The following is a 26993-nucleotide window of genomic DNA, read 5'->3' as shown; positions in this document are numbered from 1 at the left end:
ATCCAATTATGCCGCCGTCTTTCAACGTTGTTCTAAAAATAAGTTAGAATATGCGTTTTAGAATTTTTATCTGGAGTTCTTGAATGTCAATGGCTGACCGTGACGGTGTAATCTGGTATAACGGGAAAATGGTTCCTTGGCGGGATGCCAATACGCATGTTTTAACACATACTCTGCACTATGGATTAGGCGTTTTTGAAGGGTTACGGGCCTATGAAACGGCACAAGGAGCGGCGATATTCCGTTTACAGGAACATACTGACCGCTTATTTAATTCCGCGCATATTTTCCTGATGAAAATGCCATATGACAAGGCTACTTTAATGCAAGCACAGTGCGAGGTAGTAAAACAAAATAAATTATCTTCCGGTTATATTCGTCCAATTGCTTTTTACGGTGCCGAAGCCATGGGCCTTTCGGCCAAAACACTTTCAGTGCATGTAGCTATCGCTGCTTGGCCATGGGGTACCTATCTGGGCCCAGAAAGCCTTGAGAACGGCATTCGCGTTAAAACTTCATCTTTCACCAGGCATCATGTCAATATTAATATGTGCCGCGCCAAGTCGGTCACTACTTATGCTAACTCGATCTTAGCCAATCAGGAAGTTGCACTGAATGGATATGACGAAGCGCTGCTATTGGATGCCGAAGGCTATGTCGCGGAAGGGTCTGGGGAAAATATTTTTATCGTTAAGCAGGGCAAGATTTATACGCCTGACTTAACTTCATGCCTGGAAGGAATTACCCGCGCATCAGTACTTGAGCTAGCAGCAGAAATAGGTATTCCAGTCATCGAGAAACGTATTACACGTGATGAAATTTATTGTGCTGATGAGGCATTTTTTACCGGTACTGCCGCTGAAGTGACACCCATACGCGAACTGGATAATCGCATCATTGGACCCGGCAAGCGCGGACCCATCACCGCTCAAATACAAACCATGTTCTTTGATTGCGTCAAAGGCAAAGCTAAAAACCACGCTGACTGGTTGACCTTTGTTTAATATAAGTTACATTGGAGTTATCGTATGAATCAACAAACTAACAATAAAGCACGTGAAATTGAAATTACAGTTGACGATTTACCGTTGCATTGCCCTATGCCCTCCATGAGGTTATGGAATTCGCATCCACGGGTTTTTCTGCCCATAGAAGCTACGGGAGAGGCACTATGCCCTTATTGTGGTACTCATTACACCCTCAAAGGGGGCGCTATCGCAGGACACCATTAAGCTCTCTAATGTCTTTGGGAGTATACGTTCCAGCGCCTATCATATAGTCACATAAAAATTAATAAATATTTTTGTGTTTTATCAACAATCACTCTTAATGATCAATTAATTATGCATGAAATCCCTCCTGGAATTTTTAAAGCTTATGACATTCGTGGCATTGTTGGTGAAACAATCACTGCCAGTAATGTTGAAAAAATTGGACATGCCATTGGCTCGGAAGCGCGTGCAAGGAATCTGACAACGATCGCCATCGGTCGTGATGGTCGGTTATCTGGATCTGAACTATCTCAGGCACTGGCTTGTGGCATTCAGAAAAGCGGCATTCATGTGATCGATGTTGGCATGGTGGCTACACCGATACTCTACTATGCAGCACATGAATTATGTCAATACTCGGGCGTTATGGTGACCGGTAGTCATAATCCACCCGAATATAATGGTTTTAAAATCGTTCTGGGCGGCGAAACCTTAGCTGCTGACGCTATTCAGGCACTGCGTTTGCGCATAGAAAATAATGATCTTACCCATGGGGCGGGTAATTATTCCGAACATAGTATTGTTAATAGCTATCTTGAACGCATCATCGGTGATGTCAAGCTTGCTCGTCCAATCAAAATCGCTGTTGATTGCGGTAATGGTGTAGCTGGTGCATTTGCACCGGCACTCTACCGTGGCTTGGGCTGTGAAGTGCTTGAGTTATTTTGTGATGTGGATGGCTCTTTCCCTAATCATCACCCCGATCCATCTGTGCCAGACAATCTGCGCAATGTTATCCAGGCGCTGAAAACGACCGATGCAGAAATTGGCCTTGCTTTTGATGGTGATGGCGACCGTCTTGGTATTGTGACCAAGAACGGCAATATTATTAATCCTGATCGCCAGTTGATGCTGTTTTCAGCCGATGTACTCTCTCGCAACCCTGGTGGAAAAATCATCTTTGATGTGAAATGTACACGTAATCTGGCCCCTTGGATCAGCCAGCATGGTGGCTTGCCGGTTATGTGGAAAACCGGTCATTCTTTCATCAAAACCAAGCTCATCGAATCGAAGGCCTTATTAGCTGGTGAAATGAGCGGACATTTGTTTTTCAAAGAACGTTGGTACGGTTTTGATGATGGCCTGTATGCCGGTGCACGGCTATTGGAATTGCTCAGTCATCAGGCGGATATCAACGCCACGCTCAACAATCTTCCCGACAGTATTAACACACCGGAATTACAGGTTCGCACAGCAGAAGGTGAAAACCACACACTGATTGCACAGCTACAACAAAATGCCGTTTTCGACAATCCACAACAAATCATTACCATTGATGGATTGCGAGTTGAATACAGTGATGGGTTTGGCCTGGCACGTGCCTCCAACACCACGCCTGTTATTGTGTTACGTTTTGAAGCCGATAACGAATCAGCGTTGAAACGTATCCAGGAAGATTTCCGCCATAATATTCTGCAAGCTAAACCAGATGCTCAGTTACCTTTCTAGCTAACAATATCGCCTCCGGCACATCATGCGCATTGCCATTGCTCAGATTAATTGTACCGTAGGCGATATTGCAGGGAATGCTGCAAAGATACTGGATGCTGTAAGGCAGGCAAAACAGGCCGGCGCTAAGTTAGTAATAACACCCGAGCTGGCTTTATCTGGCTATCCTCCCGCCGATTTATTATTACGAGAAGCTTTCTGTCAATCCTGCCATGATGTGCTGATAGAGCTGGTAAAAGCGATTGATGATATCACACTGATTGTTGGTCATCCGAACTTCCACGAAGGCAAGCTCTATAATGCTGCTTCAGTAATTTGCAATGGCAAGATCGCCCACACTTACCACAAGAAAATTCTCCATCAATCGCATTTTTTTAATGAATCCTATTATTTTGATACCGATTCTGAATCTTGTGTATTTGAGTTAGGTGGGATTAAATTCGGCATTGCTATTTGTGCTGATTTCTGGCTAGGCCATTTGGCCAATGCAGAGAATTGCTCTGATCTCGACATTTTATTGGTACTTAGCGCTTCGGCTTACCACATCAACAAGCAGGTTTCCCGCTATCAGCTCACGCACCAGTTTATTAAGCATGCTGGCATTTCTGTTATTCACGCCAATCTGGTAGGTGGGCAAGACGAGCTGATTTTTGATGGCGCTTCTTTCGCAATGAACCGGCAAGGAGAACTCACCCATCAATTAGGCGAATTTATTGAAGCCATTGAATTAATTGATCTCTACAGTAAGCAGCCAGCCAAAGGCAAACTGGCTGCTTCACAAACTCTTATTGCCAGCGTCTATCAAGCTTTATGTTTGGGAGTTAAGGATTACATCCAAAAAAATGATTTCCCTGGTGCGCTATTAGGACTTTCCGGAGGTGTGGATTCAGCGCTGACCCTGGCTATTGCAGTAGATGCCTTGGGTGCAGACAAGGTCAAAACCGTAATGATGCCTTCCCAGCACACGGCCAGCATCAGCCTGGATGATGCCAATGAAATGGCTGCGCTGTTAGGCGTTAAGCATTATGAATGCAATATCCAGTCATTATTTGACCAATATCGGGCAGAGATTGAAGCAGCTTTTCAAATTGTACCTGATCCGGCTGGTTCGAATACCATGCTGGAGAATCTACAAGCACGTATCCGTGGTACCTTATTAATGGCGATCTCCAATCATTCCGGTTCAATTGTGCTGACTACGGGCAACAAATCCGAGATGGCTGTCGGCTATTGCACACTGTATGGCGATATGGCAGGCGGTTTTGCGGTACTCAAAGATGTCAGTAAAACGATGGTTTATCAGCTTTGTGAATACCGTAATGGAATCAGCCGAGTCATTCCCGAGCGTATTATTCAGCGGCCTCCATCCGCAGAATTACGCCCTAACCAAACTGACCAGGATACCTTACCACCCTATGAAATTTTAGATGCGATTATTGAAGCTTATATAGAAAAGAATTATTCATTGGCTGAGGTCTTGGCTTTGAATTGCAACGAAACAGATGTAAAAAAAATCCTTCGCCTGATTCACATGAATGAATATAAACGTCGCCAGGCACCCCCGGGCATTCGTATTACCCCTTGTAATTTTGGCACAGCATGGCATTACCCCATTACATCCAGTTATAAAGCCTGGTCTGTCCTCCGCAAATGAATGGCTCGGTGGAACTTGAATAAACAATGGCTATCCTATTGTCATGAAATTAACCTGCTTCATAATTGCGCTATTAATCCTGTTTCCATTAAGTCTTTACGCTCACGAATTGCCTGATCTGGGCGATATATCACAAGCCACCATTACACCGCATCAGGAACGGCAAATTGGTTTACAAATCATGCGCCAGATACGCGCAGATCCCAGCTATCTGGATGATCCTGAGATTGCCAGTTATCTCAGCAACTTGGGACATAAATTAATTGCTAACTCGGATGAGGCCAGTGCAGGCCAATCATTTGAATTTTTTGCAGTGCAAGACCCAACGATCAATGCGTTCGCCCTACCAGGTGGATTCATGGGATTCAATAGCGGTCTCATCATTGCTGCACAAAGTGAATCCGAACTGGCTGCTGTGATGTCTCATGAAATTGCCCATGTGACACAAAAACACCTGGCGCGTATGATCGCCGGGCAAAAGTTCGACTTGGTTAAATCCGTAGCTGCATTGGCGATGGCGATTATTGCGGCACGTGCTAACCCGCAAGCCGGTCAAGCTGTACTTGTTGCCTCCCAGGCCAGTCTGATCCAATCAAAACTGGATTTTACCCGCAAGCATGAAAAAGAAGCCGACCGGATTGGGTTAAGTATTTTGCTGGACGCCGGATTTGATCCACAGGGGATGCCAGCTTTTTTTGAACGCCTGCAGAGAGCCGGACGATTTCATGAGAACGGTGCCCCTTCTTATCTGCGCACTCACCCGATTACTTTTGAACGCATCGCAGATATCCAGAATCGTACCCGAGAAATGCCCTACCGCCAGGTTCCAGACAGTATCGATTTTTTACTGGTACGCGCCAAATTACGGGCTATGCAAGGAAAACCGCATGATGCTGTAGTGCAATTCAAATCTCGTCTGGATGAGAAACGCTATGTTAATGAAGTTGTGGAGCGCTATGGCTATATTCATGCCTTGTTACGAGATAAAAAGGCCAAACAGGCAAGCAGCGAGCTAGCCCATTTGTATCAACTGCTACAGGCTGATCCCTCCACATCCGTTCTGACTAATCATCCATTAGGAAAAACCGTGCGGGTTGAGTATAAAAATATTATTGCCGGGGCCATGATTGAAACACTGGCAGCCAGCGTGCAACTTGCGAATGGAAAAATCACTGAAGCGTTCAATACTTTTAAAACTGCTTTAAAGATTTATCCCCAACACCGCGCTCTAATTCATGGTTATGCACATGCTCTGATACAAAACAGGCAGATTGAAACAGCGCTCGAATTTATTAACAAGCAACTGCACTTCATTCAAAATGACCCACAATTGTACAGCTTACAGGCCCAATGCTACGCCTTATTAGGTGATAAAATGCTTGAGCATCGTGCACTGGCAGAATCTTATATGTTAAAAGGACACTATGCAGGTGCTATTGATCAATTGCAAACTGCACTGCAGAACAGCAATGGAAATTTTTATCAGTTATCCAGTGTTGAAGCACGCTTAAAGCAGATACAGGCACTCAAGGCGGAAGAAGAGAAAGAAGAAAAATAAAACACTCGCGCATTCTGAAAAAATTTTATCCATGCATTAAGTTGACATTCTTCGTAATGGAGTAATTTTTGATGACTGCTCATCCAAAATTGGATCTAATCAAGTGATTCGAATGTTTACTGTCAGTACAAGACAAATTGCCATTGCTTTAATTTTGATTGCTGTCACAGCCGCCTACTGGCTTAGCAGTGAAAAGAAAGAATCCAAGGAAAGTCAATATAAAACCCGGAATATCGAACGCGGAGACATCATACAAACCATCTCTGCCAATGGTACCCTCATGCCTGTTGTACTGGTCAACGTCGGCACTCAGGTTTCTGGTACTGTGGCTAAATTACATGCAGACTATAACGATCCGGTGGAAATTGGCCAGATTCTGGCCGAACTGGATCCCGCCTTATTGCGCGCGCAATTACAGCAATCTAAAGCAAATCTTTTCAGTGCCCAGGCAACCTTAAGAATTGCTGATAGCAAATTAGAACGCCATCGCTTGTTAAAGGAAAAAGGGTTTATTTCAACAGAAGCATTAGAGATTACTGAACAGGAAGCAGCAGCAGCGCGCGCGCAGCTCGCAATCAGTAAGGCTCAAGTTGAACGCGACCAGGCCAATCTCAATTATAGTGTCATTCGATCTCCTATCTCAGGTGTGGTCATTGCACGAGATGTCGACATTGGCCAAACAGTTGCTGCCAATTTCCAAACCCCAATCCTGTTCCAGATCGCTAAAGATCTCCGACAAATGCAAATCAATATCAGTGTTGCCGAAGCTGATATCGGTCAACTTCATATTGGTCAATTGATCAATTTTACCGTTGATGCTTTTCAGCAACGCAAATTTACCGGCACCGTCAGGCAGGTTCGGCTCAACCCGACGATTCAGGAAAATGTCGTTACTTATAACGTCGTTGCAATGGTCGATAATGAGGACGGTGCACTATTGCCAGGTATGACTGCAAATATCCATTTTGTTGTCATGCAAAAAAATGATGTCTTACGTGTCCCCAACGCAGCTTTACGCTACCAGCCCAAGGAGACTGAATTAAGCGAGAGCAGCAAAACAACCAAACCGGCACATCAATCGGTACTGTACCGTCTGTCTGGAGAACAGCCTGTCCCTGTCAGCGTTACTACCGGCATTTCTGATGGGAATTTCACGGAAATTGTTGACGGTACAGTACAAGCAGGCGATAAAGTGATCATCAGTGAAACTACCAATAAAAAAGAATCCGAAAGTAAGTTTAAGTTAAGAATATTCTAATAAGGGGCTTTTCGATGTCATTGATGACAAATTATTCTGCTAGCCCCCTCATTAGAATAGAAAATCTTTGTAAGAGCTATAGCCTGCAAGACGCCAATGGTAAGACTATCACGAACCAAATTCTCTTTAATCTCAACCTGACCATCTATCAAGGCGAATTTGTTGCCATAATGGGTCATTCGGGGTCAGGCAAATCCACACTGATGAATATATTGGGTTGTCTCGATACGCCGACGAGCGGATCATATTGGCTAGGCGAAAAAAATGTTGCTGCACTTTCAAACGATGAGCTGGCGCATATCCGTAACCAAAGCATTGGTTTTGTATTTCAGGGATTTAATTTGCTCAAGCGCATGACTGCGCTGGATAATGTAGCGACACCCTTGCTATATGCCGGTGTCAGCCGCTCTAATAGCCGCAGGCAAGCCTTAGAACTGCTTCGTCGTACCGGACTGGAGAACTTTGCCATGCATCAACCCAATCAGCTGTCGGGTGGTCAACAACAGCGCGTCGCCATCAGTCGCGCACTCGTTAACCGACCACCGCTGATTCTAGCTGATGAACCCACGGGTAATCTGGATACTCAAACCAGTCGAGAGATCATGTTATTGTTTGCACAACTCAACTGTGAGCAGGGAATTACCATCGTGCTGGTAACCCACGAAAATGATATCGCCGCATACGCAAAACGGCTAATCCGCTTAAAAGATGGCCATATCATTGTTGATGAAAACAACACTGCTGGGGTAGTGTCAGACGAAATTGCATGATTCCAGCCGGTCTAATCATAACTTGCCAATTTATTTCTGTTATTCTGACCGATGATTAATTTGTGCTGACACCATGAACCTGTTTGCAATCATCACTGAAGCATTGCGCGCCCTGCATCAAAACCGCCTGCGTACAGGATTAACCATGCTAGGTATGATTATTGGGGTAGCCGCGGTAGTTCTGATGTTATCCATCGGTCAAGGCGCCCGAACTAAAATCAATGAAACCATTGCCGCTATGGGCAGTAACCTTTTTATTGTAGTGCCAGGCGCCACTTCTTCCGGTGGGTTTAGTTTTGGCAGTGGCACCGTCAAAACCTTAACGATCAACGATGCCTACGCAATTGCAGAATTACCGTCAATCAGTGCCGCTTCACCTGTCACTACGGGAAATGTACAACTCAATTATGCTGCCAAGAATTGGAGTACCCTCATCCTAGGCACCACACCGGATTATTTTGAAGTGGGTAACTGGAAAATGGAATCAGGTACAACCTTTACAGAATCCGATCTGCGCTCGGCCGCCCGCGTGGTTGTTTTGGGATCCGTCACAGCGAAGAATCTATTTGGTGATGAAGATCCGGTTGGGAAAACCATACGCATCACAAATCGCCCGTTCCTGGTTACGGGTGTGCTGATGGCCAAAGGACAAAGTCTGACAGGACGTGACCAGGATGACAACGTTTTCATACCCATCACAACCAGTGAACGGCAGATTACCGGTAACCAGTTTCCGGGCTCTATCCGTTATATGCTGGTACAAGGAAAATCTGCAGAAGACATGGATATCGCTGAAATAGAAATCACCCAGCTATTACGCCAACGCCATCGCATTGCAAAAAGCAAGGAAAATGATTTTACGGTACGCAACTTGACTGCCATAGCTGATGTTGCGACGGGTGCCGCCAAGGTAATGTCCATTGTATTGGGCGCTATTGCCTCGGTTTCTTTATTGGTTGGCGGTATTGGCATTATGAATATTATGTTGGTTTCTGTCACCGAGCGTACAAGGGAAATCGGTATTCGAATGGCGATTGGCGCCAATCAACGTGCCATTCTGACGCAATTTCTGCTGGAAGCCATGATGATCTGCATTATGGGCGGCTTGATTGGTTTATTGTTGGGTATTGGCGGCGCCTGGTTAGTGAGCCAAGTCACTGATATGCTCATTGTGATTACGCTTGGTATGGTTGGCCTGGCCTTTCTGTTTGCTTCAGCGGTTGGCATATTCTTTGGCTTTTATCCTGCCAAGAAAGCCGCCTCGCTAAAGCCTGTTGACGCACTTCGTTATGAATAACGGCTTATCTAGCGCTTATTGTTGAGCTGCCCGAATCTTGTTGAACAGGTAATTATGCCCAAAATGGAAAAGAAAGAACCCATGACAGCCCAAGAGCGTCCTACTTCTGATTTCCTCGCTATTGTCGTCGTAGAAAATAAAAAAGAAATAATGACGATCGGTGAAATCAAGGGTGCGCTACATGAACGTGGATTTGGCATCTTAATGGCTATTGCTGCCGTACCTATTTGCCTTCCGGTCCCTGTCCCACCGGGCTATACAACGCTGTTCTCCATCCCGCTATTCATTTTCTCAATACAAATGGTACTTGGCCTGCAAGCACCGTGGCTGCCTGCCTGGATTGAAAAAAGGCGCGTCAAACGATCCAGTCTCGAGAAAATAATTACAAAAGCCGCTCCATGGCTCAAGAGAATTGAACATCGCATGCAACCACGCATGACTTATATTGGTGTCCATACCTGGGAAAGAATTATCGGTATTTTTTCCTTTGTTTTTGCTTTAGCGATAGCCCTTCCCCTGCCCTTGACCAATTTTCTACCAGGTTGTGGCATTCTGATCATGGCGTTGGCGCTTCTTAACCGGGATGGCGTAACTATATTGATCGGCATGATTATTGGAACCATTGGGATAGGTTTTACCATGATTATTCTGGTCATGATATGGATGGGCGTATCGATGCCATCATTTTATTAAATCAGGCCGTTCATTAAAAATTTATTCCTTTGCTGAGAAACCACACAATGTCCACTAAAGTTTACTACAACAGTGCTTGCCCGGTTTGTAATGCAGGCATCAAAGAGCAACGCCAGCACATGGAGCAATGCGGCGTTAACGATATTGAGTGGGTGGATGTGCATAACAACCCGGATGCAGTATCAGAAGTAGGTGGTTCGCTGGAGCAAGTACGCGAACGATTATATGTCAAAGATGACGATGGCGAGCTTAATATTGGTATTGATGCATTTATTCGCCTTTGGCAGCAAACGCCCGATCAGCATTGGTTAGCAAGACTATTCCAAGGCCCTATCATTCGGCCACTAGCACGTGCTGCCTACAACGCCTTTGCGCGCCTGCTTTATCTGTGGAATCGCGCATTAAAGCACTGGTAATGAAGGCGGGGAGCATCAGTTATTGCTGACAACCAGTTATTTCTGACAATAACATTCAGGTGCTTACGTCATTTTCCAGGCCAGGCTCTCCCTTGCATACAGGGGTATCAGTCGTTCGCCTGCAAATTCCAGTTGCTCCGGAACAACCCAATTTTCTTTATTCAGCGTTATAAAGTCCTTGTTGTGCGGTAATTGGTAGAAGTCTGCGCCATAAAAACTGGCAAAAGCTTCCAATTTATCCAGCGCATCGGCCTGTTCAAATGCGGTTGCGTATAACTCAATGGCGGCATGCGCCGTGAAAATCCCTGCACAACCACAGGCATTCTCTTTATTTGCCTGTGAGTGGGGCGCGCTATCTGTGCCCAGAAAAAATTTGGGATTACCGCTGATTGCCGCTTCCAGCAAAGCCTGCCGATGAATCTCGCGTTTTAACACAGGCAAGCAAAAGTGGTGTGGACGGATACCCTCTTGAAAGATTGCATTACGGTTCAACAGCAGATGGTGCGCGGTAATCGTGGCCGCAACATTACTGGATGCTTGTTCTACAAATGCTACTGCATCCCGGGTAGTAACATGCTCAAACACGATACGTAAACTTGGAAAACGTTGCGTCAGTGGCATAAGTATCCGATCAATAAAAACTTTCTCTTTATCAAACACATCCACATCGGAATCCGTTACTTCGCCATGCACTAGCAACGGTAAATTATTCTGCTCCATGGCTTCCAGCGTGGCATAGCATTTGGCCATATCGGTCACACCGGCATCCGAATTCGTTGTAGCCCCTGCCGGGTACAATTTCACCCCATGGATCACGCCGCTTTCTTTGGCGCGGACAATTTCTGCGGGTGGCGTATTATCCGTCAGGTAAAGCGTCATCAATGGCTCAAAGTTGGATTGCAGGGCTGTTGGCAAAACCGCCAGTATGCGTGCGCGATACGCCAATGCCATATCGGTTGTCACCACCGGCGGTTTGAGGTTGGGCATAATGATGGCGCGGGCAAATTGTCGCGCCGTATAAGGCAATACGGCACGCAATTGCTCGCTATCACGCAGATGCAAATGCCAGTCATCGGGACGGGTAATGGTTATGCTGGTCAAGGTCGTCTTAAATGGTGTAAACGGACTGCATTATAGCGCAAGCATTCTGCTATCGGGTTATCCTGCCACCTTCAAATCAAGCGCCAGTTGATAGAGTGTGTTTTTGTTTTCACCGGTAATCGCTGCAGTCAGCTTAACTGCCTGCTTTAGTGGTAATTCTGCCAATAAACAGATTAATGTATGCCGGGCCTGCTCACTGAGTTCAGATTTATCCAGGGTTTCTGAGCCGGACAGCAATAATACAAACTCGCCTTTTTGCTGATTGGCATCCGCCTGTAGCCAGAGCAACGACTCTTCCAGCGTCCCCACATGGATGGTTTCAAATAATTTGGTGAGTTCCCGGGCGATGGTTAACTGGCGCTTTGGACCGAAGATCTCCAGCATATCAGCTATACATTCCAGAATACGATGGGGTGCTTCGTAAAATATCAAAGTGCACTGCTGCGATCGTAATGCCGTCAACTCGCGTTTGCGCAGACCGGTTTTAGTAGGCAAGAAACCATAAAAGAAGAAATGAGGATCCATGATGCCGGCTGCGGACATGGCGCAGATGGCTGCATTTGCACCGGGAATCGGAATAACCGGAAAGCCTTGCTCCCGCACGCGTTTAGCCAGAATCGCACCAGGATCGGAAATACCGGGTGTGCCTGCATCCGTTACCACTGCAACGCTTTTCCCAGCATCCAACAAGGCTAATACTTTATTCGTAACAGTCGTTTCATTGTGCTGATGCAAACTGATCAACTTTGCTGCAATGGCATGTGCCGCTAATAAATGTCTGGAGTTTTGTATATGCTCAGCCGCAACCACATCAACTTTTGCCAATATGTCTAATGCGCGTAAGCTAATATCGGTTAAATTTCCTATTGGGGTAGCAACCACATATAATGCATTTTTTTTCAGCATAATCCTTGCTATGCAATGTTTTCTCTCACTCGCGCTAGTAATTATTTTTACCCTATACGGCAGTTCACTGGCGATAGCCACTCATCCAGAAGAGTACTTCGAGCCGGAGAATGCATTTAAACCGAGCGGTGTGCCGCATATTGCATTACTGTTGCCTCTAGAATCGCCTTCATTCGGCGCAGCCGCAAATACCGTAAAAGAAGGTTTTGTTACCGCTACGACGCGTGACCGACCCTTGCCATTTATTATCCGACTATACTCTACGACAGATGACCCGCTAGATATCTTTGTGGCTTATCATCAAGCATTAGATGCTGGTGCTGTATTTGTCGTCGGACCGCTTACCAGAGATGGGGTTTCGGCCATTGCCTCCAGTAAAATTCTAGCAGTACCTACTTTAACATTAAGTACCGTGGAAAATCAGATAAGCTTGCCATCTAAGCTCTATTTATTCGGTCTGCAGATGGAAACCGAAGCCAGTCAAACCGCAAAATTGGCCCTGACCAGTGGTAAGAACCATGCAATCATCATCGGTGATGACAGCTCCCTATCCAGACGCTTACAAACTGCTTTTACAGAGCGATGGCAAAATGAAAATGGCAAAACCGCTGAACTATTACGCTATACCGAAGATCCGGTCAAATTGCAGCAATTTCGCAATCTGGCAGCAGGTGCTGATCATTTAATTTTTCTTGCCCTGGATGCCACCAGATCGCGCGCGCTCCGCTCATACCTTGATCCTGATGTTCCTGTGTATGCCACTTCACAAATCTTCATCGATAATGATAATTTCTTGTTCAACAACGACTTAAATGGCATCCGATTCGTGGACATGCCTTGGCTATTACAACCCGATCATCCCGCTGTCACGGCTTATCGTCGCACTGATAAAGCGGGAAGTGCCGACATGAAACGACTCTATGCATTAGGCATCGATGCCTTTCGCTTGATGACCCATTTATTGCAATCACGATCCGTGAGAGAAATTTCTTTTGACGGTGTCACCGGCTATATTCGTTTTGCACCACCCAATCAATTTATACGTGAGCCCATTGCAGCCCAGTTTGTAAACGGCAAAGCGCAACTCATCAATCTACCCGAAGGCCCAATCCATGAAAGGCAGTGATGCCGAGCAATTAGCCGTATCCTATTTACAACGTCAGCACCTTGTTCTGGTGGCTCAAAACTACCGCTGCCGCTTTGGCGAAATCGATCTGATCATGCGTGATGGAACCACACTGGTTTTTATCGAAGTCCGCATGCGTGCAAACGAACATTTTGGTGGTGCTGCAGCCAGCATTACTTCGTCCAAACAAATCAAACTGCTGCGTACTGCACGGCATTATTTATCCCAATTACATACCGAACCACCATGCCGCTTTGATGCGGTGCTACTATCCGGTAACAAAATGGGAATTGAATGGATCAAGAATGCGTTTGAGGAATAGAGTTACGGTGACCGGTTGCCAGAAAACCTATGCAATTGAAAATATCTATTCGTCATCAATGAAGACTGGTTAATTGCTCGATCTCGGTCGGATTGATGTTCAGCTTGGCTAAGCGGTTCCCGAAATAAATCGGCTCAATGGCGCCATTATCGGGTCATCGTGAATATCGTAAATGCCTATAATCGCTGAACACTGCGCATGTTTTTGTTTTCGGTAACGATCGACGTATTTGTGAATCAATTGGTAGTAGACATGACTTTGCCCGGTTTGAGCTGCGCCAGAAACTCGCACAATTCATTCCGGCTAAGGTCCAGCCAGTTAAGAATGATTCAAAGAGTATTAAAGAAGCTCTCTATGGAGCACTGAAATTTTCTGCGTAGGGCTTTTGATTGTGCTTATTTATGTTTGATGGGGCTGAGGTTTGGAAGTAAGTGGACAGATATCCAAGCGTGTGCCTAGCCTTGACAATAATATCTTGCATATTTTGTCGCCTGTGATGCGTAGCATCATCCATCACAATGATGAAACTGGAAAAATCTGGGCAACAGGTCTTGTACGATCCACGCATAGAAAACTATCGAGACCTCTACATAACTGGCTTTCTGGGCAATTTAGTATTTTTAAGTGATTGATTTTATAAGCCATACATGCACAGAAAAACTCTAAAAACACAGTTTAGCCTAAGAATTTATTTGAGTTACTCTTGAGCTACTGCTAATGCCTCGTCTCGAAGTCTAGAAAATTTCTTTGAGCATTTCACGTGTAAGTTATAAGGTTCAGCATTTCGGATTACATATTATCCTTGCACTGATCGACGAGAGACCCTTGAGATTTATCTGGTTTTAATAAAATATGATGATCAGCTAAAAGGATCTTTATTTCGTGAAATTTAGAAAGTCTCTGAAAGAGAAAGAGAGATTCTGATGATAGACTGTACCTCAATCATATTCCGATCAGTAAAGAAGCAGGAATACGTAGACGGCATGTTACCTTAACTTCACTTGGCTTATGACTTATCGGAATGTACACCAATGCCATATTCATATACTAACTTTCCTCCCATCCATCCTGCTATGCAAAGAAAAATAAGCCCTACAATCGATAATGCGATGGCTATTAGATCTGGTTGTTCAAGACGCGTACCATCCAGGCGCATAAATAGGCTCACCGCATAAAAAGACCAGCTAACCATTATAAGTATCATATGTTGGTTTGCTATTTTTATTGCCGGACTCTGCTGATCAATTTTCCCGAGTTCTATTAAACCAGTCACCATTGCAAGCAATGCAGTAGTTATTCCGATGACAAGCAACACCCCAGCTACCCAGCCTACTTGTTCATTTGTGAATAAGCTAGTGACATCCGCTATTGTTGCAAGAAACCAGGTTGCTATTGGAAAATGAACCAATATGGGGTGTATAGGGTGTTTCATGTAATTTATTTCTCTTTCTAGAATAACAAACTCAATAGTGTAAGGAAACCTGCTACCGCCAGACCAGCATGTAGGATCACTATATTTCTGGGAGCAACATTATTTTTCATATGTATCGAAGCAAGATAGAATCCACCTAATGCAGCAACAACAAGCAAACCAAGTGCGGCAGTTAAACGCGCATCTCCAGAACCTTCCAGAACTAACATGATCAGCATGACCAAACCCGTTGCACCCAGCAAAGCGTGAACAAGGGATATAGACCATGGCGCCAACTGTCCAGAGAATATCTTCATGGCTAATACTACCCCACCAACAGCAGCGATTGCTAAAACTATGAGTGTATATGTAAGCATTGCTTCCTCCTCTTTTTTGATTTAAAGAATTTTACTATACTGCATATTCTAGAACTTTTGCAATATAAATATGTCAAAACTGTTGAAATTAATTCCGTCTTCTAATTCAGAATGTCTGCTCTCTCATTTTTAGGTCAGAGTCAGCAATTATTAGTCACAGCTTTGCTCCGTCACCGTAAAGGGCTGACAGTGGATGAATTATCACGATTATTGTCTATTTCGCGCAATGCTGTGAATCAACATCTTTCCAGCTTGGGAAACAACGGTTTTATCCAGAGCTCAATGCTAGAGAGTACCGGAGGCCGACCAAGCAAAATTTACGCATTGTCACCGCGTGGTTTAGAACTTTTTCAAAGGCGCTACTCATTTATCGCGAAGCTTCTTCTTGCCTGGGTTGGTAAAAATTTAGGTGAAGAGGATTTAAAGGTCTGCTTGCAAACCCTTGGAGAGCAAATGGCCGGAGAATTTGAGAATCGTATGATAAAACAGCTTTCTCCTATTGATAAGCTTCGCGAAGTGACGGCTATCATGTGTGAGCTTGGCTACGATGCAAGTATGCAACAAATCTCAGCACATCGCGCTGAGATTACTGCTCATAACTGTATTTTTTATAAACTTGCTGAAGAGTACCAAGGCTTTTGTGCGCTAGATTTGAGTTTCTTGGCTTCCCTTTTAAAAACTGATATTGAACATAAAGAATGCATTGTCAAAAAGGGGGATCGTTGCTGTTTTGTGATTGCAGATTCTGTTAATCCTATCCGCGAGACTGCGCTTTTACACGACCACGAGCCTTGAAACAAATATTTCTGGCCGCCCATTCTGGGCCTCTTATCGAAGTTCTATTCAGTTACTGTTCGAGCTGCTGATCGCTAACACATCACTTACAGGCACTAAATGGATGGCAACCATTCTTGCGAATCCCCTCCTCTAAAATTCGACGCCGGAAAACTCATCGCAGAGTACCAGTCCAACTTGCTTGAGACCACGTTGTTTCAGGTCTTCAAATACCTACTTTCAGCCTTCAGATGACGTACGCGTTCCATGCTACCATCTAAATACCCATTTGATTTCGTTACCTTAAATTAAATATTTCTAGAATAAACAATAGCATTAGCGTTACACAAACAAAACTATATAGAAGCCTAGCAGGTTATTAGCTTATCGCAACAGCATCCGAAGCCGCTCCCATTGAGGTTTAGTTAGATCTGCTGGGTACAATTTTCTATGTGAAATAATATCCATTTCTATAACTATTTGATTTTGAAATATCTTTCTAGAAAGGCAATTTAAATCCTGCTGGCAAGCCTAAACCACTAGTAAGTTCCGCCATTTTTGCCTGAGTAGTAGATTCCACATGACGCACAGCGTCATTGAAAGCCGCTGCCACAAGATCCTCCAGCATCTCCTTGTCATCGCCTACAAGACTGTCATCAATAATGACCCTTTTGACATCATGCCGACAAGTCATTATTACCTTAACCATACCTGCTCCTGATTGACCTTCTACTTCGATAGCTGCCAGTTTTTCTTGCATTTGCCGCATGTTTTCCTGCACCATCTGGGCTTGTTTCATCATATTGCCTAGGTTACCTCTCATTTGTATTACCTCCTTTATCTTCTTGAAATGGTTTAATGGAAGAAACGATTAATTTTGCATCAAACTGCTCAATCACTTCTTGCACAATCGGATCTTTTTCAATTGCTGCAATAGCCTCTGCTTGCTTTTCTGCTTCTGCACGCTGCTGTAATACAACAGGTATTAATCCAGTAATACTGCCTATAGAAAAATTAAGTACAACAGGTTTGCCGAAAAAAGTGTCCAGCGCTGCCTGGATTTTATCTTGATATTTTTTTTCCAGCAGGTGCTTATGCACATCCGGTATACACAGTTCGATTTTTTCAGCTGAGAGAACCCTGGCTTCACTATGTTGCGCTAGCATTTTGGCCATTCCTGTTAGCTTGAGTTGCGGGATCAATTGCGGCCAATCAAAACTGGATGAATCAGCACCCACACCTTCTGATACAGGCGATATATGCTGTAGAGGTTGCTCGGATATCGCAGACTGTATAATATTTGTTGCCGTAGGCTGTTTGTTATGAGCTGATGGAGCCTGCAGCAAATGATTATTCGCCGATAAATCATCCGGCATGAACGTCAGCATACGCATCAGTGTCATGGTAAAGCCAGCATATTCATCGGGTGCTAGATTCAGATCACTGCGTCCGTGCAAAGAAATTTGATAGAACAACTGAATGTCATCAGGCGTAAATACTTTTGCTAAGGTGAAAATACGTGCATATTCGGGCGTATCCGCGCTGATCACCTGCGGAACGGTTTGTGCCAGCGCGATACGGTGCAATAAAACCGCCAGCTCCTGCAAAGCGGAATCAAATGAGAAGCATTGCGCTTCCATTTCATCCGCTAACGATAATAATCTGGCACCGTTTTTCTGTGCCATGGTCTCCAGTAGATCAAAGAGATAGCTCTGGTCAATGATACCCAACATATCCCGTACAGCTGCTTCCTCAATCTTGCCCTCTCCGAAAGCAATAGCCTGATCCAGCAGGCTCAAGGCATCGCGCATACTACCTTGCGCAGCACGGGTAATTAGCTGTACCGATGACGTATCATATAAAATCTTTTCTTGCGACAATATCCTTTTGAGATGCTCGGCAATCTGAGCTTGTGGAATTTGTTTCAGATTAAATTGCAAACAGCGTGATAGTACTGTAACTGGAATTTTCTGTGGATCTGTTGTAGCTAGTACAAATTTGACATGCGCCGGCGGTTCTTCCAAAGTCTTCAGCATCGCGTTGAAGGCTGACTTGGAAAGCATGTGGACTTCATCAATGATATAAATCTTGTAGCGCGCACTGGTAGGAGCATAAAGCGTATTTTCCAGCAGATCACGCATGTGATCGACTTGCGTATTTGAAGCCGCATCTAATTCAATGAGATCAATAAAGCTTCCGGTATCAACTTGCAGGCATGCTGAACAAGCACCACATGGTGTTGCGGTTATTCCTGTTTCACAGTTGAGTGATTTGGCCAGGATACGAGCAATGGTGGTTTTACCTACACCGCGCGTTCCAGTTAATAAATAGGCATGATGCAGTCTATTTTGTTCAATCGCATTCGTCAGCGCTCTGACTACATGCTCTTGCCCGGTTAATTCTGAAAAATTTCTTGGGCGCCATTTACGCGCAAGGACTTGTGTTTGAGACACGTTTTTGAATTGGATACTATTAAACTGATGCAAAATCTAAAATACAGATCTTACTTCATATTATCGCATGCTATCATGTTGGGTGGCGAGCCAGACCCCCGGCACTCGCAATAAATAGCTGTGGCTGCTTCCTTCCGGACCTGACCAGGTTCACTACCTTGCAATGCGGGGAGGCCCGCCATAAAACTTATAAATCTATCTAAACCCTGCTAAACTTCGATGCGATGTAACTGCTCATTGGCAAACAAACTCGTTGATCACAAAGTTCACTCAATTTAAGATTAAAACTATCACTTAAAAAACTAGCACAGTCGAAAGTGCTCAGTGCTCAGAGTATACCAGTAGATGACAAAATACTCCAATTTGGATATCGAATAATGCCGACTTACCGGTGAAAGACCGCTCTGATGAGCGATATGCTCTGATTGAAAATCGGAAGAAGTTGACTGGATTCAGCAATTATTAAAGAAATTACCTACAGCTAATGCTAATTAGTTATGGCTGAGAGGATTATATCCTTAAATGCTGGATTTGGGATTACGACCCTAGTATTTACACCAGGGTCGCTTAAAAAAACAAGCTCTACATCTCATTACCCATATAAATTTCATATTGGAGAAAGGAATATCAAGTGCTTGTTTTTTTATTAGCTCTTGTTAGAACTTGACTATCTGGTCCTCACCATGATGTTGAGGAACCAACAGCAAGAGTACTTTAGTTACTTTGCTGTTCTGCGCCCTCCCTTTTGGTTTTTTCAAGTTCGCTATCGGTCAATTGACCTTCTCGCTCTTTATAGAGACTTGGAGGATATTGGCCTGGTTTTCCTTCACCTCCACATGCGGTTAATATCAGAGTTATAAGTACAACAGCAAAAAGTGAATACTTCATTAATAATCTCCTTATTAATAATAAATATCAAACATTATTGTTGAAACTTAAGCAACTTCACATAACACCTATCAATTACAACATTTGATCTTTGAAGTAATTAAGAATAAGCGAAAGCACTCATTCGTATTAAGGATAGCATTAAAAAATAAAGTAGGGAATTTAAAAATTCAGCAGATCCATACAGAAATCTCTATTTATTGCCTATTTATTTATTCATAAAAAAAAATTACCCAATTCCAAGAGATCCCCCCACCTCTCCATACACATTCATCCATAAATGGGGCAGGCCAAGTTCATTCAACCAGTCAGATCCTTGTTCTTCCTTAAGCAGGCCGATGGTGGATGCACTGCCTGCCACTACACAAAACTCACCAATCACACTCACCGCCGCCATATAACTGACCGGCCAGCCGGTTTTAGGGTTAAGCACATGCCCATAACGCACACCATTCAGTATGATGCAACGCTCATAATCTCCGCTACTCGCAAGTGCCCCGGAATAAAGCAATAATGTGGTTACTATACCCCCAGGCTGACGTGGATGACGTATCGCTATCCGCCAGGGGCTACCATCATTATGCGGGCCAATGATTTTAATGTCCCCCCCGAGATTAATGATGCCATGTCGAATTCCTGCATTCCAACAGAGCGAGGCAGCACGATCAACGGCATATTCTTTAACGACACCGCCAAAATCGATTTCCATCCCAGGAACAGTAAATGTCAGTATGGGCCGCTGCCAACTTAATTGATGCCAGCCAATCATTTCGAGCACAGACTGAATCGCTTCATGAGTAGGTATAATGCCAGATTTAAAATCCCAGACCCGCCGTAAAATGCCAGAAGTAATATCAAATAAGCCATCGCTTTGCTGGTAACAAGTGGCTGCATAATCCAGCAATCCAGCCGTTTCATCATCCACAGTGATATGCCCTCCCTGTGCAGCAGTACGATTTATCTCGGATAAAAAACTATCTGCGCGATAGCGGGAGTAGCGTGCTTCCAGCCGGTAAACATCATCCATGGCAATCCTGGCTACCTGTTTGCCTGTCTTCGAATTGCTGGCGTAAAGCTGGATCGAGCAAGGCGAACCCATTGCCTTGAAATCATAGTGATAATAATTTAAGCTGGCCACGATATTTCGCAAGCGAAGGACTATTGAAAATTCATTGCAACTTATCTTAAATATTTTAAAAATAAGTGTGCTTCTTGTTAAAACTGATAACTCCAGGTTGCTGATAATGCACCCTTACGGTCAAGCTGGAATCCATTAAAGTCATTCCTGAGCGGTTGTATCCATTCAAAACCGAAACGATTACCGGCAAACCGCCCGCTCGGAATGACAGCATTTAATCCCAATCCAATATCCCAAAATTGTCCGCCATAATTAGCAGGAAAATCCATCGGACCGATATGTGCATTAAATGAATCGAAATCCCGGTGTATGGCTCCTTGTATAGTATAGGCACCGCGCACCGATGCTGCTAGCCACCGCGTCAGATCAAAACCGCCCCAAGTTGTCGCCTGAAAAATATCACCCAGACGATAGCCGGATTTATTTTTCTCTTCCATGCGTTTGACACCGCTCAGTTGTGCACCCCATGACCAGCGACTCCTTCCACCCAGATAAGTCAAACTCGGCAAAAAGTCCCAGGTACCGCTTCCCAATTGCATTCCAAAATGAATCAATCCGCCATCAACCTGAGCTATGCGACGCAATTCTATATCCACCTTTCCGGTCGGAGCGCTGAGTCCCAGATTCATATGCACGCGATGACCTGGAATATCAATCAGCTTAATTAATGATGAAATATAAGTATCGCTGACCGCGCCTGTTTCATGTCCAGCAATTCCTCGATGCTCGTGCACGCCCGGTGCGGCAGGCGGGGCTCCGGCCAGTCTGCGCAAATTCATGTCCATATCCATGAATGTTGGCATCAACATGACATTGAGCCACTTGGTAGGTGCATACATAATGTCCAGCATATGCATACGCATATTCATATAGGCTGGCGTGAACCGGCAGGGTATTGCCTCGCTGCAGCCTTGATCCACTACCGTTTGATCACTTACTTTATGGGCACCGTGCATCATGCTTCCGTCCGATCGACCCAACATAAACCGATAACCCACCATGAAATCACCCGGTTTATTGAGCATATGGCCAAACATCACCCCAGCTGGTGGAAATTGGTGTTGATAGTGCCTGATTGAATCCTGGTGAGTATGAGAAGAATTACCGGTAGGGAGAGATGGATTGGTTGATTCCATGTCAAGTTTCAGCGCTGCATTCGCAACATAATAATCAAAATCAGCAAAACTATTGCCGCCACCGCTGCCCAGTTGCATGGAACTGGCTCGTGTGTAGTATTCAAAACCTGCTTCTAGAGCGACACCTTTTCCAAGTATCTTACTCAACACTACTCCACCACTCAGTGCCCCAAATCCTGCTAAACGATGGTCACTGGAAAAATTATCAGGTAATTTTCCGGCATCAAATGAAGTGATTTTGGGTTGTATGTTCAAAAAAGCTTCGTTCACCAAATTGCCACTCTGGTCAAACAAATTAAAGTTGGAATCGCGGAAGTATTGAATATTTGGATTGTTTACATCGACCCAGATTTGGCGCCCCAAGCTGTCAAATTCATTCCTCCGGTAAGTTTGTTGGGAAAACAAATAAGGCCGATAAAAACTGGCAGCATCCTGAGAGTAATAGCGGATGCGGGGAGTAACAGTCCAGTCATTGCCCAGCGGTTGCACCCAGCTGGCATCAAATGTGTGAGTATTGATACCCCAGTCATCCACCGATAATCGGTAACCTAGATGCAATGCTGCATCAAATGCACTGATATGCTGAATGTATTTTGTATTGATCGCTACTTGATTGCGGATATCCGGTCGCTGTTCAATAAGCGCACGCAAATCGCCGGCAATCGGTGTCGTTTGGTTAGTGTTTAAAGCAGTCGGATCAATAAAAATCACTGACACCACTTTATAAGGGTTTTCCATAAAGCCGCTGCTATGGGTATAACCAATATTGGCATCAATCAATGCACTCTTGGTCAGAACCTGGGTCAGACCGACATTGGCTGCCCAGTCTTGCCGGTTACCTTGCAATATCTCAGAACCCCCACGGCTTATGATTTGCTGGGAAAATGCAGTCTTGGTGATATAAGGGGATGCATCATGGTCCAGAATGGCGCCGATATCACTATGCGTATAGCCGCCACCAAATTTAACAGTTGTTAACTTCTGATTAAAATCCAGCCGACCACCAATATTGCCATAGCTTGACTTGTAGTCTCTTTCTCTTGAAAATCCACCGCCTATATTAATAGCCGCTTCATTCCACTCATGACTCAAGCCAAAATTGGCCTGACGGCGGGTTTCTGGCGATGCCGAAGACATGACCATCACTGATCGGCTATCTGTTCCTGACAATTGACCACTTTGCGGATCTCGTCTGATCGGATTTAACTCGCGATCTAGCAATATTTGGCTATTGATAATAGGAGAAGCACCTACTATCACTACTCCCGATTCGGTATTGCTTAGAATAGGACGATTACCATTGGCAACCAACGGAGAAATCGCAATGGGTGTTGCCCCCGACCAGGTATCCTGCGTATAACCAAAAGAAAATTTAGTACGATCTGTCAGGGAAAAATTACCGCTGCCATATAAGACATCGGCAGTGATAGGCTTTAAACTTTGGGGCACGCCAAACAGGTTACGCTCCCCTTCCTGATAACGGCTATATTGAAAATTGATTCGATCGGTACCTGCCGCATGCCCTGAGGACATTAGTAAACCAGGCAATACCAGAGCGGCGGATGTCAGTGCCTGGAGCGCGCTCCTTGCTTTTACAGAGGACGGCGCTTCAAGATTATCCAACTCATGACGGTTATTCTGGCACTGGGATGTACTACTTTGCTGCAAATTTCATTTACCTTAAAAAGCACCTAAATGAAAATAGACTAATAACAGCCACAACCACCACCGCCCGACGATGATTTATGACTTGGAGCCGCTTCACGACTGCTGTAATTATGAGATTGTAATTCGCTTTGCAGCGGGTGCGGATCTAATTCCATCTGAGGTTTCGCCAGATTACCCCGTTCCCATGGCGCTATATTTACGCAGCCGGATAGTACCATACTGAGTGCGAGTATCAGTTTGATAAAGGCATACCGATTTTTTTTGATGAGCGGGGTAATAAGCGCCAGCATTGTTTACTCTTTAAGGATGCTCCATCACCAGTTGGGTAACTAAAGCGCGTAATTCTTCAGATTCACCAGGACGGAACCCCTGATGAATATGGCGAATATTTCCTTTCCGGTCAATTAAATAAGAAGTAGGCATTGCCATCACCTCAAAACCCTTGGCACATTGCTTACTTGCATCCGCAACAATCGAAAAATCCACGGGATGTTTAGCAATAAATTCCTGCGCATCACTTAATTTCTCATCCAAATTGACCCCGATTACCTGCAGCCCTTTATCTTTTAAATCATGATTGAGTTCGTTTAAAAACGGGAAAGATTTGACACAAGGCGGGCACCAGGACGCCCAGAAATCCACGTAAACAACTTTTCCTTTCAATTCCTGCAAATCATGTGCAGGCTTACCATCCAATGTCGTCAATGCACAGGAAGGTGACATTTGATCCAGATGCTCGGCGAATGATGATGCCGCAAACAAACTTAACATCATCAAAGATAATAATTTCATTTTCTTTATCATTGCACTAATACCTCAATTTTCTTACTACTTGATTCTCTTACCGATTGATATTATCGCTTTTTTAGTTTAATCATAGAAAAATCAAACCAGATTGTCTTGTGTAATGTAAGTCATCAATAATTACTGAAATTGATTAACTCTAATATCCGTTCCAGTATGAACGCCATTTGCAGCTTTGCAGTGATAATCAACTTCAAATGACCTTACCCCAGCCCCAGTTTTATTTACTAGTATCAAGTAAACCCCATTGCCACCTTGCAGAATAACAATAGGACTTGGATTTGCATCCCCAGCAATTGGGTCCGAAATACTGATTGCACGATCTCCTTTAATCAACTGTAAATTAGTTAATAAATTTTCTACCGGTGCAGAAGTATCTTTAATGCTAGCTTCCAAATAATCAGTTGGGATAGTACCACTTTCATCGCTGGTACAAGTAATCAGCGCATAGCCGGTAAAACTTGCAACAGTACCATTGGGATCCATTACTGCTCCGGCACTATGCGCACTACTTAATCCAGCATAACTAGTTGTAATCATAATAAAAATCACTTGCAAAAACCTTTGTATTTTCACGTTCCACATTTTATAACCTCCATCGCTATTTTATTTATATTAATGTAAACACTTCTTTCTGCTTTTAGGAAAACCTTGCTCCGAAGGAGGGGAAAGAGCAAGGTTCCCATGACACCAACCTGCTTAAGTATTCGGTCGTTACTGTGGCCAGATTTGGGCACCATCAATCTTAATCGGCATATCACGATTGATTTGCGCGGCTGATGGCTTCACCTCAACGGCCAGTCCGGTTCCGCCGCACGATTCTGGCAGAGCACTCGTGCGAGTAATTGTCAATGAAGCTGGACCATCATCTGTCGTGCTGACACGGTCATACGGTGTACCTAAATTATTATGCGTCCAAAAATTGACTGTGTTTTCATTAAAACCAGAAGTAGGTGTAATTTCGCAAATATCTGCAATCGATACGTAAAATTTCACAGTGGCTGCACAAGATGTTGGCTCAATGATCACTGCACCGGTTCTAAATGGAATATAACCCGCCAAATCATGCGGTAAAGTATCTCCACCACCAGCCCAGAAACCTACGACGTTTCCATTGGCATCCAGTTTCTCACCTTGAAAGGTGAAAACAGCCTTGCTATAAACCTTCTGATTCTGATTACCCCAATTTTGCACAAAATCAGTCAGAGCACCTGCATGTGGTTGACCGTCAACAAGAATAGTTGAATCCACACCATCAGGGAACACCACACTAGTACCTATTACATTACGCGATTCTCCATTCTCACTTCCGCAACCATGGCCAACAACCACATTATTACTCGCTCTGGTGGCTTCATTAATGATTGGCACTTCCAGTCGGGTATGGGCAAATGCACTATGTCCAACCACTGTTGTCGCCGCTGCAATCATAGAAGCCGTGATAAATTTTAATTTGTAACCTGTATTCATCTTTACACTCTTTTTTCCCGTCAATTTATGAGTTTCTATATAGAATTTCTTTTGGTTCCCAACTTGCACCTCATGAATTCAGTGGATAGGTTCAGGAGATCTCAGCAAAAAACACTTGATGCAAAGTACCAACAATAATGATTCAAGTTTCTATCAGAATCCTTAACCATAGATTAAATACTTTTTATTAATCTACTTGCATTGGATTATCTGGTCGCGTTATAAAAATATCAATGCGGCAAATTGTCGCACCTATTATTTATGCGGCTTATAAGCTGAAAAACCCCGCACCTTCTTTCAAAAGCGAAGAGGGAATTCAATAGTATGAGTTATTGTTGTTATCTGGACGTAATACTCGTACCGGTATGTACATTACCAGAAGCCTTGCAATGGACTAACACATCGTAACTGCCGGCTCCCTGGGTGACTCTAACCAGAGGACTGTATGTCGTATTGTTATCCGTAGTATCTGTACTCGGTTGCGCACATTTGTTGGTAGTACAACTGGTTCCTTTATATATTAAAATGCTGGTCTTAGGCGTATTAGCCGACATATCTTTAACCTGCTCTTCGAGATACGAAGGTGCTCCGTTGCCATCATCAAAGCAGGTAACTTGATAAAAATCCACAGCAGCGGCCAGACCAGTAGTGAAACTGCCTCCCTGATTATCTGCTGAAGCAACCCCCGCCTGACTCATCATCAGCGCACTGAAAACTGTGACCACTGAATGTTTCAAAATTGAGAATTTCATAATATTCCTTTAAACCCAGATTTTCCATTAGAACCGATCAGGGTGTGAATATTGGGCTAAAAAACCCAGATTTTCCATTAGAACCGATCAGGGTGTGAATATTGGGCTAAATTTAACGGGGAAGATCAAACGTTTTGGATTTGTCCCAAAGACCATCCATCCATTCACGTTGTTGCATGGCAACAGCCAGGTTAATAATTTTTTTTCGGCCTTCATGAGTGATGTAACCTGCTTTGGCAAAGAGCTTGTAGCGCAGGGTTTTGAGGGTGTTCTGGACATCAGGCTTGCCGGAAATGACATC

28 protein-coding genes and 1 other RNA gene are annotated in these 26993 nt (G+C 44.3%); 13 read left to right on the top strand and 16 right to left on the bottom strand.

Annotation, left to right across the window (positions count from 1 at the left end; translation table 11 throughout):
- The first annotated feature begins 83 nt into the window (after positions 1 to 83).
- The 10 genes from BM021_RS07300 to BM021_RS07255 all read left to right on the top strand — a co-directional run bounded on the left by BM021_RS07300 (position 84) and on the right by BM021_RS07255 (position 10366).
- The gene (locus BM021_RS07300; protein ID WP_090720382.1) at positions 84 to 1004 is read left to right on the top strand and encodes a branched-chain amino acid transaminase; all 921 of its coding nucleotides are present in this window, start codon (positions 84 to 86) and stop codon (positions 1002 to 1004) included.
- 24 nt (positions 1005 to 1028) lie between these two features.
- On the top strand, positions 1029 to 1232 hold the full coding sequence (locus BM021_RS07295; protein WP_090720381.1) for a zinc-finger domain-containing protein: 204 nt from the start codon (positions 1029 to 1031) through the stop codon (positions 1230 to 1232).
- A 111-nt stretch (positions 1233 to 1343) separates the two neighbouring features.
- On the top strand, positions 1344 to 2720 hold the full coding sequence (locus BM021_RS07290) for a phosphomannomutase/phosphoglucomutase (protein ID WP_090720380.1): 1377 nt from the start codon (positions 1344 to 1346) through the stop codon (positions 2718 to 2720).
- Between the two features lie 25 nt (positions 2721 to 2745).
- Positions 2746 to 4374, top strand: coding sequence for an NAD+ synthase (locus tag BM021_RS07285; protein ID WP_090720379.1), 1629 nt, complete (start codon positions 2746 to 2748; stop codon positions 4372 to 4374).
- 43 nt (positions 4375 to 4417) lie between these two features.
- A complete protein-coding gene (locus BM021_RS07280) occupies positions 4418 to 5932 on the top strand; it encodes a M48 family metalloprotease (protein WP_090720378.1) in 1515 nt (504 codons plus the stop codon).
- 112 nt (positions 5933 to 6044) lie between these two features.
- A complete protein-coding gene (locus tag BM021_RS07275) occupies positions 6045 to 7190 on the top strand; it encodes an efflux RND transporter periplasmic adaptor subunit (RefSeq protein ID WP_090720377.1) in 1146 nt (381 codons plus the stop codon).
- A 23-nt stretch (positions 7191 to 7213) separates the two neighbouring features.
- Entirely contained in the window at positions 7214 to 7960 is a 747-nt protein-coding gene (locus BM021_RS07270) for an ABC transporter ATP-binding protein (RefSeq protein ID WP_090720411.1), read from the top strand.
- 73 nt (positions 7961 to 8033) lie between these two features.
- Positions 8034 to 9257 carry an ABC transporter permease gene (locus tag BM021_RS07265; protein WP_090720376.1) on the top strand — a complete coding sequence of 408 codons (1224 nt, stop codon included), beginning with the start codon at positions 8034 to 8036 and terminating at the stop codon, positions 9255 to 9257.
- A gap of 54 nt (positions 9258 to 9311) precedes the next feature.
- Entirely contained in the window at positions 9312 to 9950 is a 639-nt protein-coding gene (locus BM021_RS07260; RefSeq protein ID WP_256207828.1) for an exopolysaccharide biosynthesis protein, read from the top strand.
- Positions 9951 to 9997: 47 nt separating this feature from the next.
- A complete protein-coding gene (locus tag BM021_RS07255) occupies positions 9998 to 10366 on the top strand; it encodes a thiol-disulfide oxidoreductase DCC family protein (RefSeq protein ID WP_090720375.1) in 369 nt (122 codons plus the stop codon).
- 63 nt (positions 10367 to 10429) lie between these two features.
- Here the strand turns inward: BM021_RS07255 and pyrC are convergent, their stop codons facing one another.
- Together pyrC and rsmI are read right to left on the bottom strand one after the other, a co-directional pair.
- On the bottom strand, positions 10430 to 11467 hold the full coding sequence (gene pyrC, locus BM021_RS07250) for a dihydroorotase (protein WP_090720374.1): 1038 nt from the start codon (positions 11465 to 11467) through the stop codon (positions 10430 to 10432).
- A gap of 57 nt (positions 11468 to 11524) precedes the next feature.
- The gene (gene rsmI, locus BM021_RS07245; protein WP_090720373.1) at positions 11525 to 12373 is read right to left on the bottom strand and encodes a 16S rRNA (cytidine(1402)-2'-O)-methyltransferase; all 849 of its coding nucleotides are present in this window, start codon (positions 12371 to 12373) and stop codon (positions 11525 to 11527) included.
- 10 nt (positions 12374 to 12383) lie between these two features.
- On the opposite strand from rsmI, the gene BM021_RS07240 reads away from it, so the two are divergent.
- Both BM021_RS07240 and BM021_RS07235 read left to right on the top strand, forming a co-directional pair.
- Positions 12384 to 13499 carry a penicillin-binding protein activator gene (locus tag BM021_RS07240; RefSeq protein WP_090720372.1) on the top strand — a complete coding sequence of 372 codons (1116 nt, stop codon included), beginning with the start codon at positions 12384 to 12386 and terminating at the stop codon, positions 13497 to 13499.
- Positions 13486 to 13821: a YraN family protein gene (locus tag BM021_RS07235; protein ID WP_090720371.1), complete on the top strand. Its 336-nt coding sequence runs from the start codon at positions 13486 to 13488 to the stop codon at positions 13819 to 13821. The genes BM021_RS07240 and BM021_RS07235 overlap by 14 nt, the downstream gene beginning before the upstream one ends.
- A gap of 1006 nt (positions 13822 to 14827) precedes the next feature.
- Here BM021_RS07235 and BM021_RS07230 read toward each other — a convergent pair.
- Positions 14828 to 15253 (bottom strand): DUF2231 domain-containing protein, encoded by a 426-nt coding sequence (locus BM021_RS07230; protein ID WP_090720369.1) that lies wholly within the window; start codon positions 15251 to 15253, stop codon positions 14828 to 14830.
- Positions 15254 to 15270: 17 nt separating this feature from the next.
- Positions 15271 to 15609, bottom strand: coding sequence for a hypothetical protein (locus tag BM021_RS07225; protein WP_090720367.1), 339 nt, complete (start codon positions 15607 to 15609; stop codon positions 15271 to 15273).
- Positions 15610 to 15720: 111 nt separating this feature from the next.
- Here BM021_RS07225 and BM021_RS07220 point away from each other — a divergent pair, with 111 nt between their 5' ends.
- Positions 15721 to 16404 (top strand): helix-turn-helix transcriptional regulator, encoded by a 684-nt coding sequence (locus BM021_RS07220; protein WP_090720365.1) that lies wholly within the window; start codon positions 15721 to 15723, stop codon positions 16402 to 16404.
- Between the two features lie 478 nt (positions 16405 to 16882).
- Here BM021_RS07220 and BM021_RS07215 read toward each other — a convergent pair whose 3' ends face one another.
- The 12 genes from BM021_RS07215 to BM021_RS15485 all read right to left on the bottom strand — a co-directional run.
- Positions 16883 to 17206 (bottom strand): YbaB/EbfC family nucleoid-associated protein, encoded by a 324-nt coding sequence (locus tag BM021_RS07215; protein ID WP_090720364.1) that lies wholly within the window; start codon positions 17204 to 17206, stop codon positions 16883 to 16885.
- On the bottom strand, positions 17196 to 18836 hold the full coding sequence (gene dnaX, locus BM021_RS07210) for a DNA polymerase III subunit gamma/tau (protein WP_090720409.1): 1641 nt from the start codon (positions 18834 to 18836) through the stop codon (positions 17196 to 17198). The genes BM021_RS07215 and dnaX overlap by 11 nt, the downstream gene beginning before the upstream one ends.
- An 81-nt stretch (positions 18837 to 18917) precedes the next feature.
- An RNA gene (gene ffs / locus BM021_RS07205) (signal recognition particle sRNA small type) lies at positions 18918 to 19016 on the bottom strand.
- A gap of 534 nt (positions 19017 to 19550) precedes the next feature.
- The gene (locus BM021_RS15490) at positions 19551 to 19724 is read right to left on the bottom strand and encodes a hypothetical protein (protein ID WP_177186323.1); all 174 of its coding nucleotides are present in this window, start codon (positions 19722 to 19724) and stop codon (positions 19551 to 19553) included.
- Positions 19725 to 19953: 229 nt separating this feature from the next.
- Positions 19954 to 20862 carry an FAD:protein FMN transferase gene (locus BM021_RS07200; protein ID WP_218147831.1) on the bottom strand — a complete coding sequence of 303 codons (909 nt, stop codon included), beginning with the start codon at positions 20860 to 20862 and terminating at the stop codon, positions 19954 to 19956.
- A gap of 77 nt (positions 20863 to 20939) precedes the next feature.
- Positions 20940 to 23666, bottom strand: a complete 2727-nt coding sequence (locus BM021_RS07195) for a DUF3570 domain-containing protein (RefSeq protein ID WP_256207827.1) — start codon at positions 23664 to 23666, stop codon at positions 20940 to 20942.
- 38 nt (positions 23667 to 23704) lie between these two features.
- Complete coding sequence (locus BM021_RS07190; RefSeq protein WP_090720362.1) at positions 23705 to 23956, bottom strand: DUF4266 domain-containing protein; 252 nt, start codon at positions 23954 to 23956, stop codon at positions 23705 to 23707.
- Between the two features lie 10 nt (positions 23957 to 23966).
- On the bottom strand, positions 23967 to 24458 hold the full coding sequence (locus tag BM021_RS07185; protein WP_256207826.1) for a TlpA disulfide reductase family protein: 492 nt from the start codon (positions 24456 to 24458) through the stop codon (positions 23967 to 23969).
- Between the two features lie 132 nt (positions 24459 to 24590).
- Positions 24591 to 25055 carry a hypothetical protein gene (locus BM021_RS07180; RefSeq protein WP_090720358.1) on the bottom strand — a complete coding sequence of 155 codons (465 nt, stop codon included), beginning with the start codon at positions 25053 to 25055 and terminating at the stop codon, positions 24591 to 24593.
- A 129-nt stretch (positions 25056 to 25184) separates the two neighbouring features.
- Complete coding sequence (locus BM021_RS07175) at positions 25185 to 25940, bottom strand: hypothetical protein (protein WP_090720356.1); 756 nt, start codon at positions 25938 to 25940, stop codon at positions 25185 to 25187.
- A 338-nt stretch (positions 25941 to 26278) separates the two neighbouring features.
- A complete protein-coding gene (locus BM021_RS07170; protein ID WP_090720354.1) occupies positions 26279 to 26692 on the bottom strand; it encodes a hypothetical protein in 414 nt (137 codons plus the stop codon).
- Positions 26693 to 26804: 112 nt separating this feature from the next.
- On the bottom strand, positions 26805 to 26993 hold a 189-nt coding region (locus BM021_RS15485), incomplete at its 5' end, for a hypothetical protein (protein ID WP_218147830.1).

Origin of the sequence: Nitrosomonas sp. Nm166 (genome assembly GCF_900112825.1) — a bacterium.
Lineage (GTDB): Bacteria > Pseudomonadota > Gammaproteobacteria > Burkholderiales > Nitrosomonadaceae > Nitrosomonas.
Note: the sequence above shows the minus strand (reverse complement) of the source record. Positions and strands in the feature narration are given on the sequence as shown.

What these genes read in the sequence shown, in the direction of transcription:
- BM021_RS07260 (WP_256207828.1), top strand. Translation starts at nt 9,312, where the DNA reads ATGCCCAAAATGGAAAAGAAAGAACCCATGACAGCCCAAGAGCGTCCT.
- BM021_RS07215 (WP_090720364.1), bottom strand. Translation starts at nt 17,206, where the DNA reads ATGAGAGGTAACCTAGGCAATATGATGAAACAAGCCCAGATGGTGCAG.
- BM021_RS07270 (WP_090720411.1), top strand. Translation starts at nt 7,214, where the DNA reads ATGACAAATTATTCTGCTAGCCCCCTCATTAGAATAGAAAATCTTTGT.
- BM021_RS07225 (WP_090720367.1), bottom strand. Translation starts at nt 15,609, where the DNA reads ATGCTTACATATACACTCATAGTTTTAGCAATCGCTGCTGTTGGTGGG.
- BM021_RS07240 (WP_090720372.1), top strand. Translation starts at nt 12,384, where the DNA reads ATGCAATGTTTTCTCTCACTCGCGCTAGTAATTATTTTTACCCTATAC.
- BM021_RS07190 (WP_090720362.1), bottom strand. Translation starts at nt 23,956, where the DNA reads ATGCTGGCGCTTATTACCCCGCTCATCAAAAAAAATCGGTATGCCTTT.
- BM021_RS07280 (WP_090720378.1), top strand. Translation starts at nt 4,418, where the DNA reads ATGAAATTAACCTGCTTCATAATTGCGCTATTAATCCTGTTTCCATTA.
- BM021_RS15490 (WP_177186323.1), bottom strand. Translation starts at nt 19,724, where the DNA reads ATGAAGTATTCACTTTTTGCTGTTGTACTTATAACTCTGATATTAACC.
- BM021_RS07275 (WP_090720377.1), top strand. Translation starts at nt 6,045, where the DNA reads ATGTTTACTGTCAGTACAAGACAAATTGCCATTGCTTTAATTTTGATT.
- BM021_RS07170 (WP_090720354.1), bottom strand. Translation starts at nt 26,692, where the DNA reads ATGAAATTCTCAATTTTGAAACATTCAGTGGTCACAGTTTTCAGTGCG.
- BM021_RS07235 (WP_090720371.1), top strand. Translation starts at nt 13,486, where the DNA reads ATGAAAGGCAGTGATGCCGAGCAATTAGCCGTATCCTATTTACAACGT.
- BM021_RS07300 (WP_090720382.1), top strand. Translation starts at nt 84, where the DNA reads ATGTCAATGGCTGACCGTGACGGTGTAATCTGGTATAACGGGAAAATG.
- BM021_RS07230 (WP_090720369.1), bottom strand. Translation starts at nt 15,253, where the DNA reads ATGAAACACCCTATACACCCCATATTGGTTCATTTTCCAATAGCAACC.
- BM021_RS07175 (WP_090720356.1), bottom strand. Translation starts at nt 25,940, where the DNA reads ATGAATACAGGTTACAAATTAAAATTTATCACGGCTTCTATGATTGCA.
- BM021_RS07295 (WP_090720381.1), top strand. Translation starts at nt 1,029, where the DNA reads ATGAATCAACAAACTAACAATAAAGCACGTGAAATTGAAATTACAGTT.
- BM021_RS07255 (WP_090720375.1), top strand. Translation starts at nt 9,998, where the DNA reads ATGTCCACTAAAGTTTACTACAACAGTGCTTGCCCGGTTTGTAATGCA.
- BM021_RS07290 (WP_090720380.1), top strand. Translation starts at nt 1,344, where the DNA reads ATGCATGAAATCCCTCCTGGAATTTTTAAAGCTTATGACATTCGTGGC.
- BM021_RS07265 (WP_090720376.1), top strand. Translation starts at nt 8,034, where the DNA reads ATGAACCTGTTTGCAATCATCACTGAAGCATTGCGCGCCCTGCATCAA.
- BM021_RS07285 (WP_090720379.1), top strand. Translation starts at nt 2,746, where the DNA reads ATGCGCATTGCCATTGCTCAGATTAATTGTACCGTAGGCGATATTGCA.
- rsmI (WP_090720373.1), bottom strand. Translation starts at nt 12,373, where the DNA reads ATGCTGAAAAAAAATGCATTATATGTGGTTGCTACCCCAATAGGAAAT.
- BM021_RS07180 (WP_090720358.1), bottom strand. Translation starts at nt 25,055, where the DNA reads ATGTGGAACGTGAAAATACAAAGGTTTTTGCAAGTGATTTTTATTATG.
- BM021_RS07220 (WP_090720365.1), top strand. Translation starts at nt 15,721, where the DNA reads ATGTCTGCTCTCTCATTTTTAGGTCAGAGTCAGCAATTATTAGTCACA.
- BM021_RS07185 (WP_256207826.1), bottom strand. Translation starts at nt 24,458, where the DNA reads ATGAAATTATTATCTTTGATGATGTTAAGTTTGTTTGCGGCATCATCA.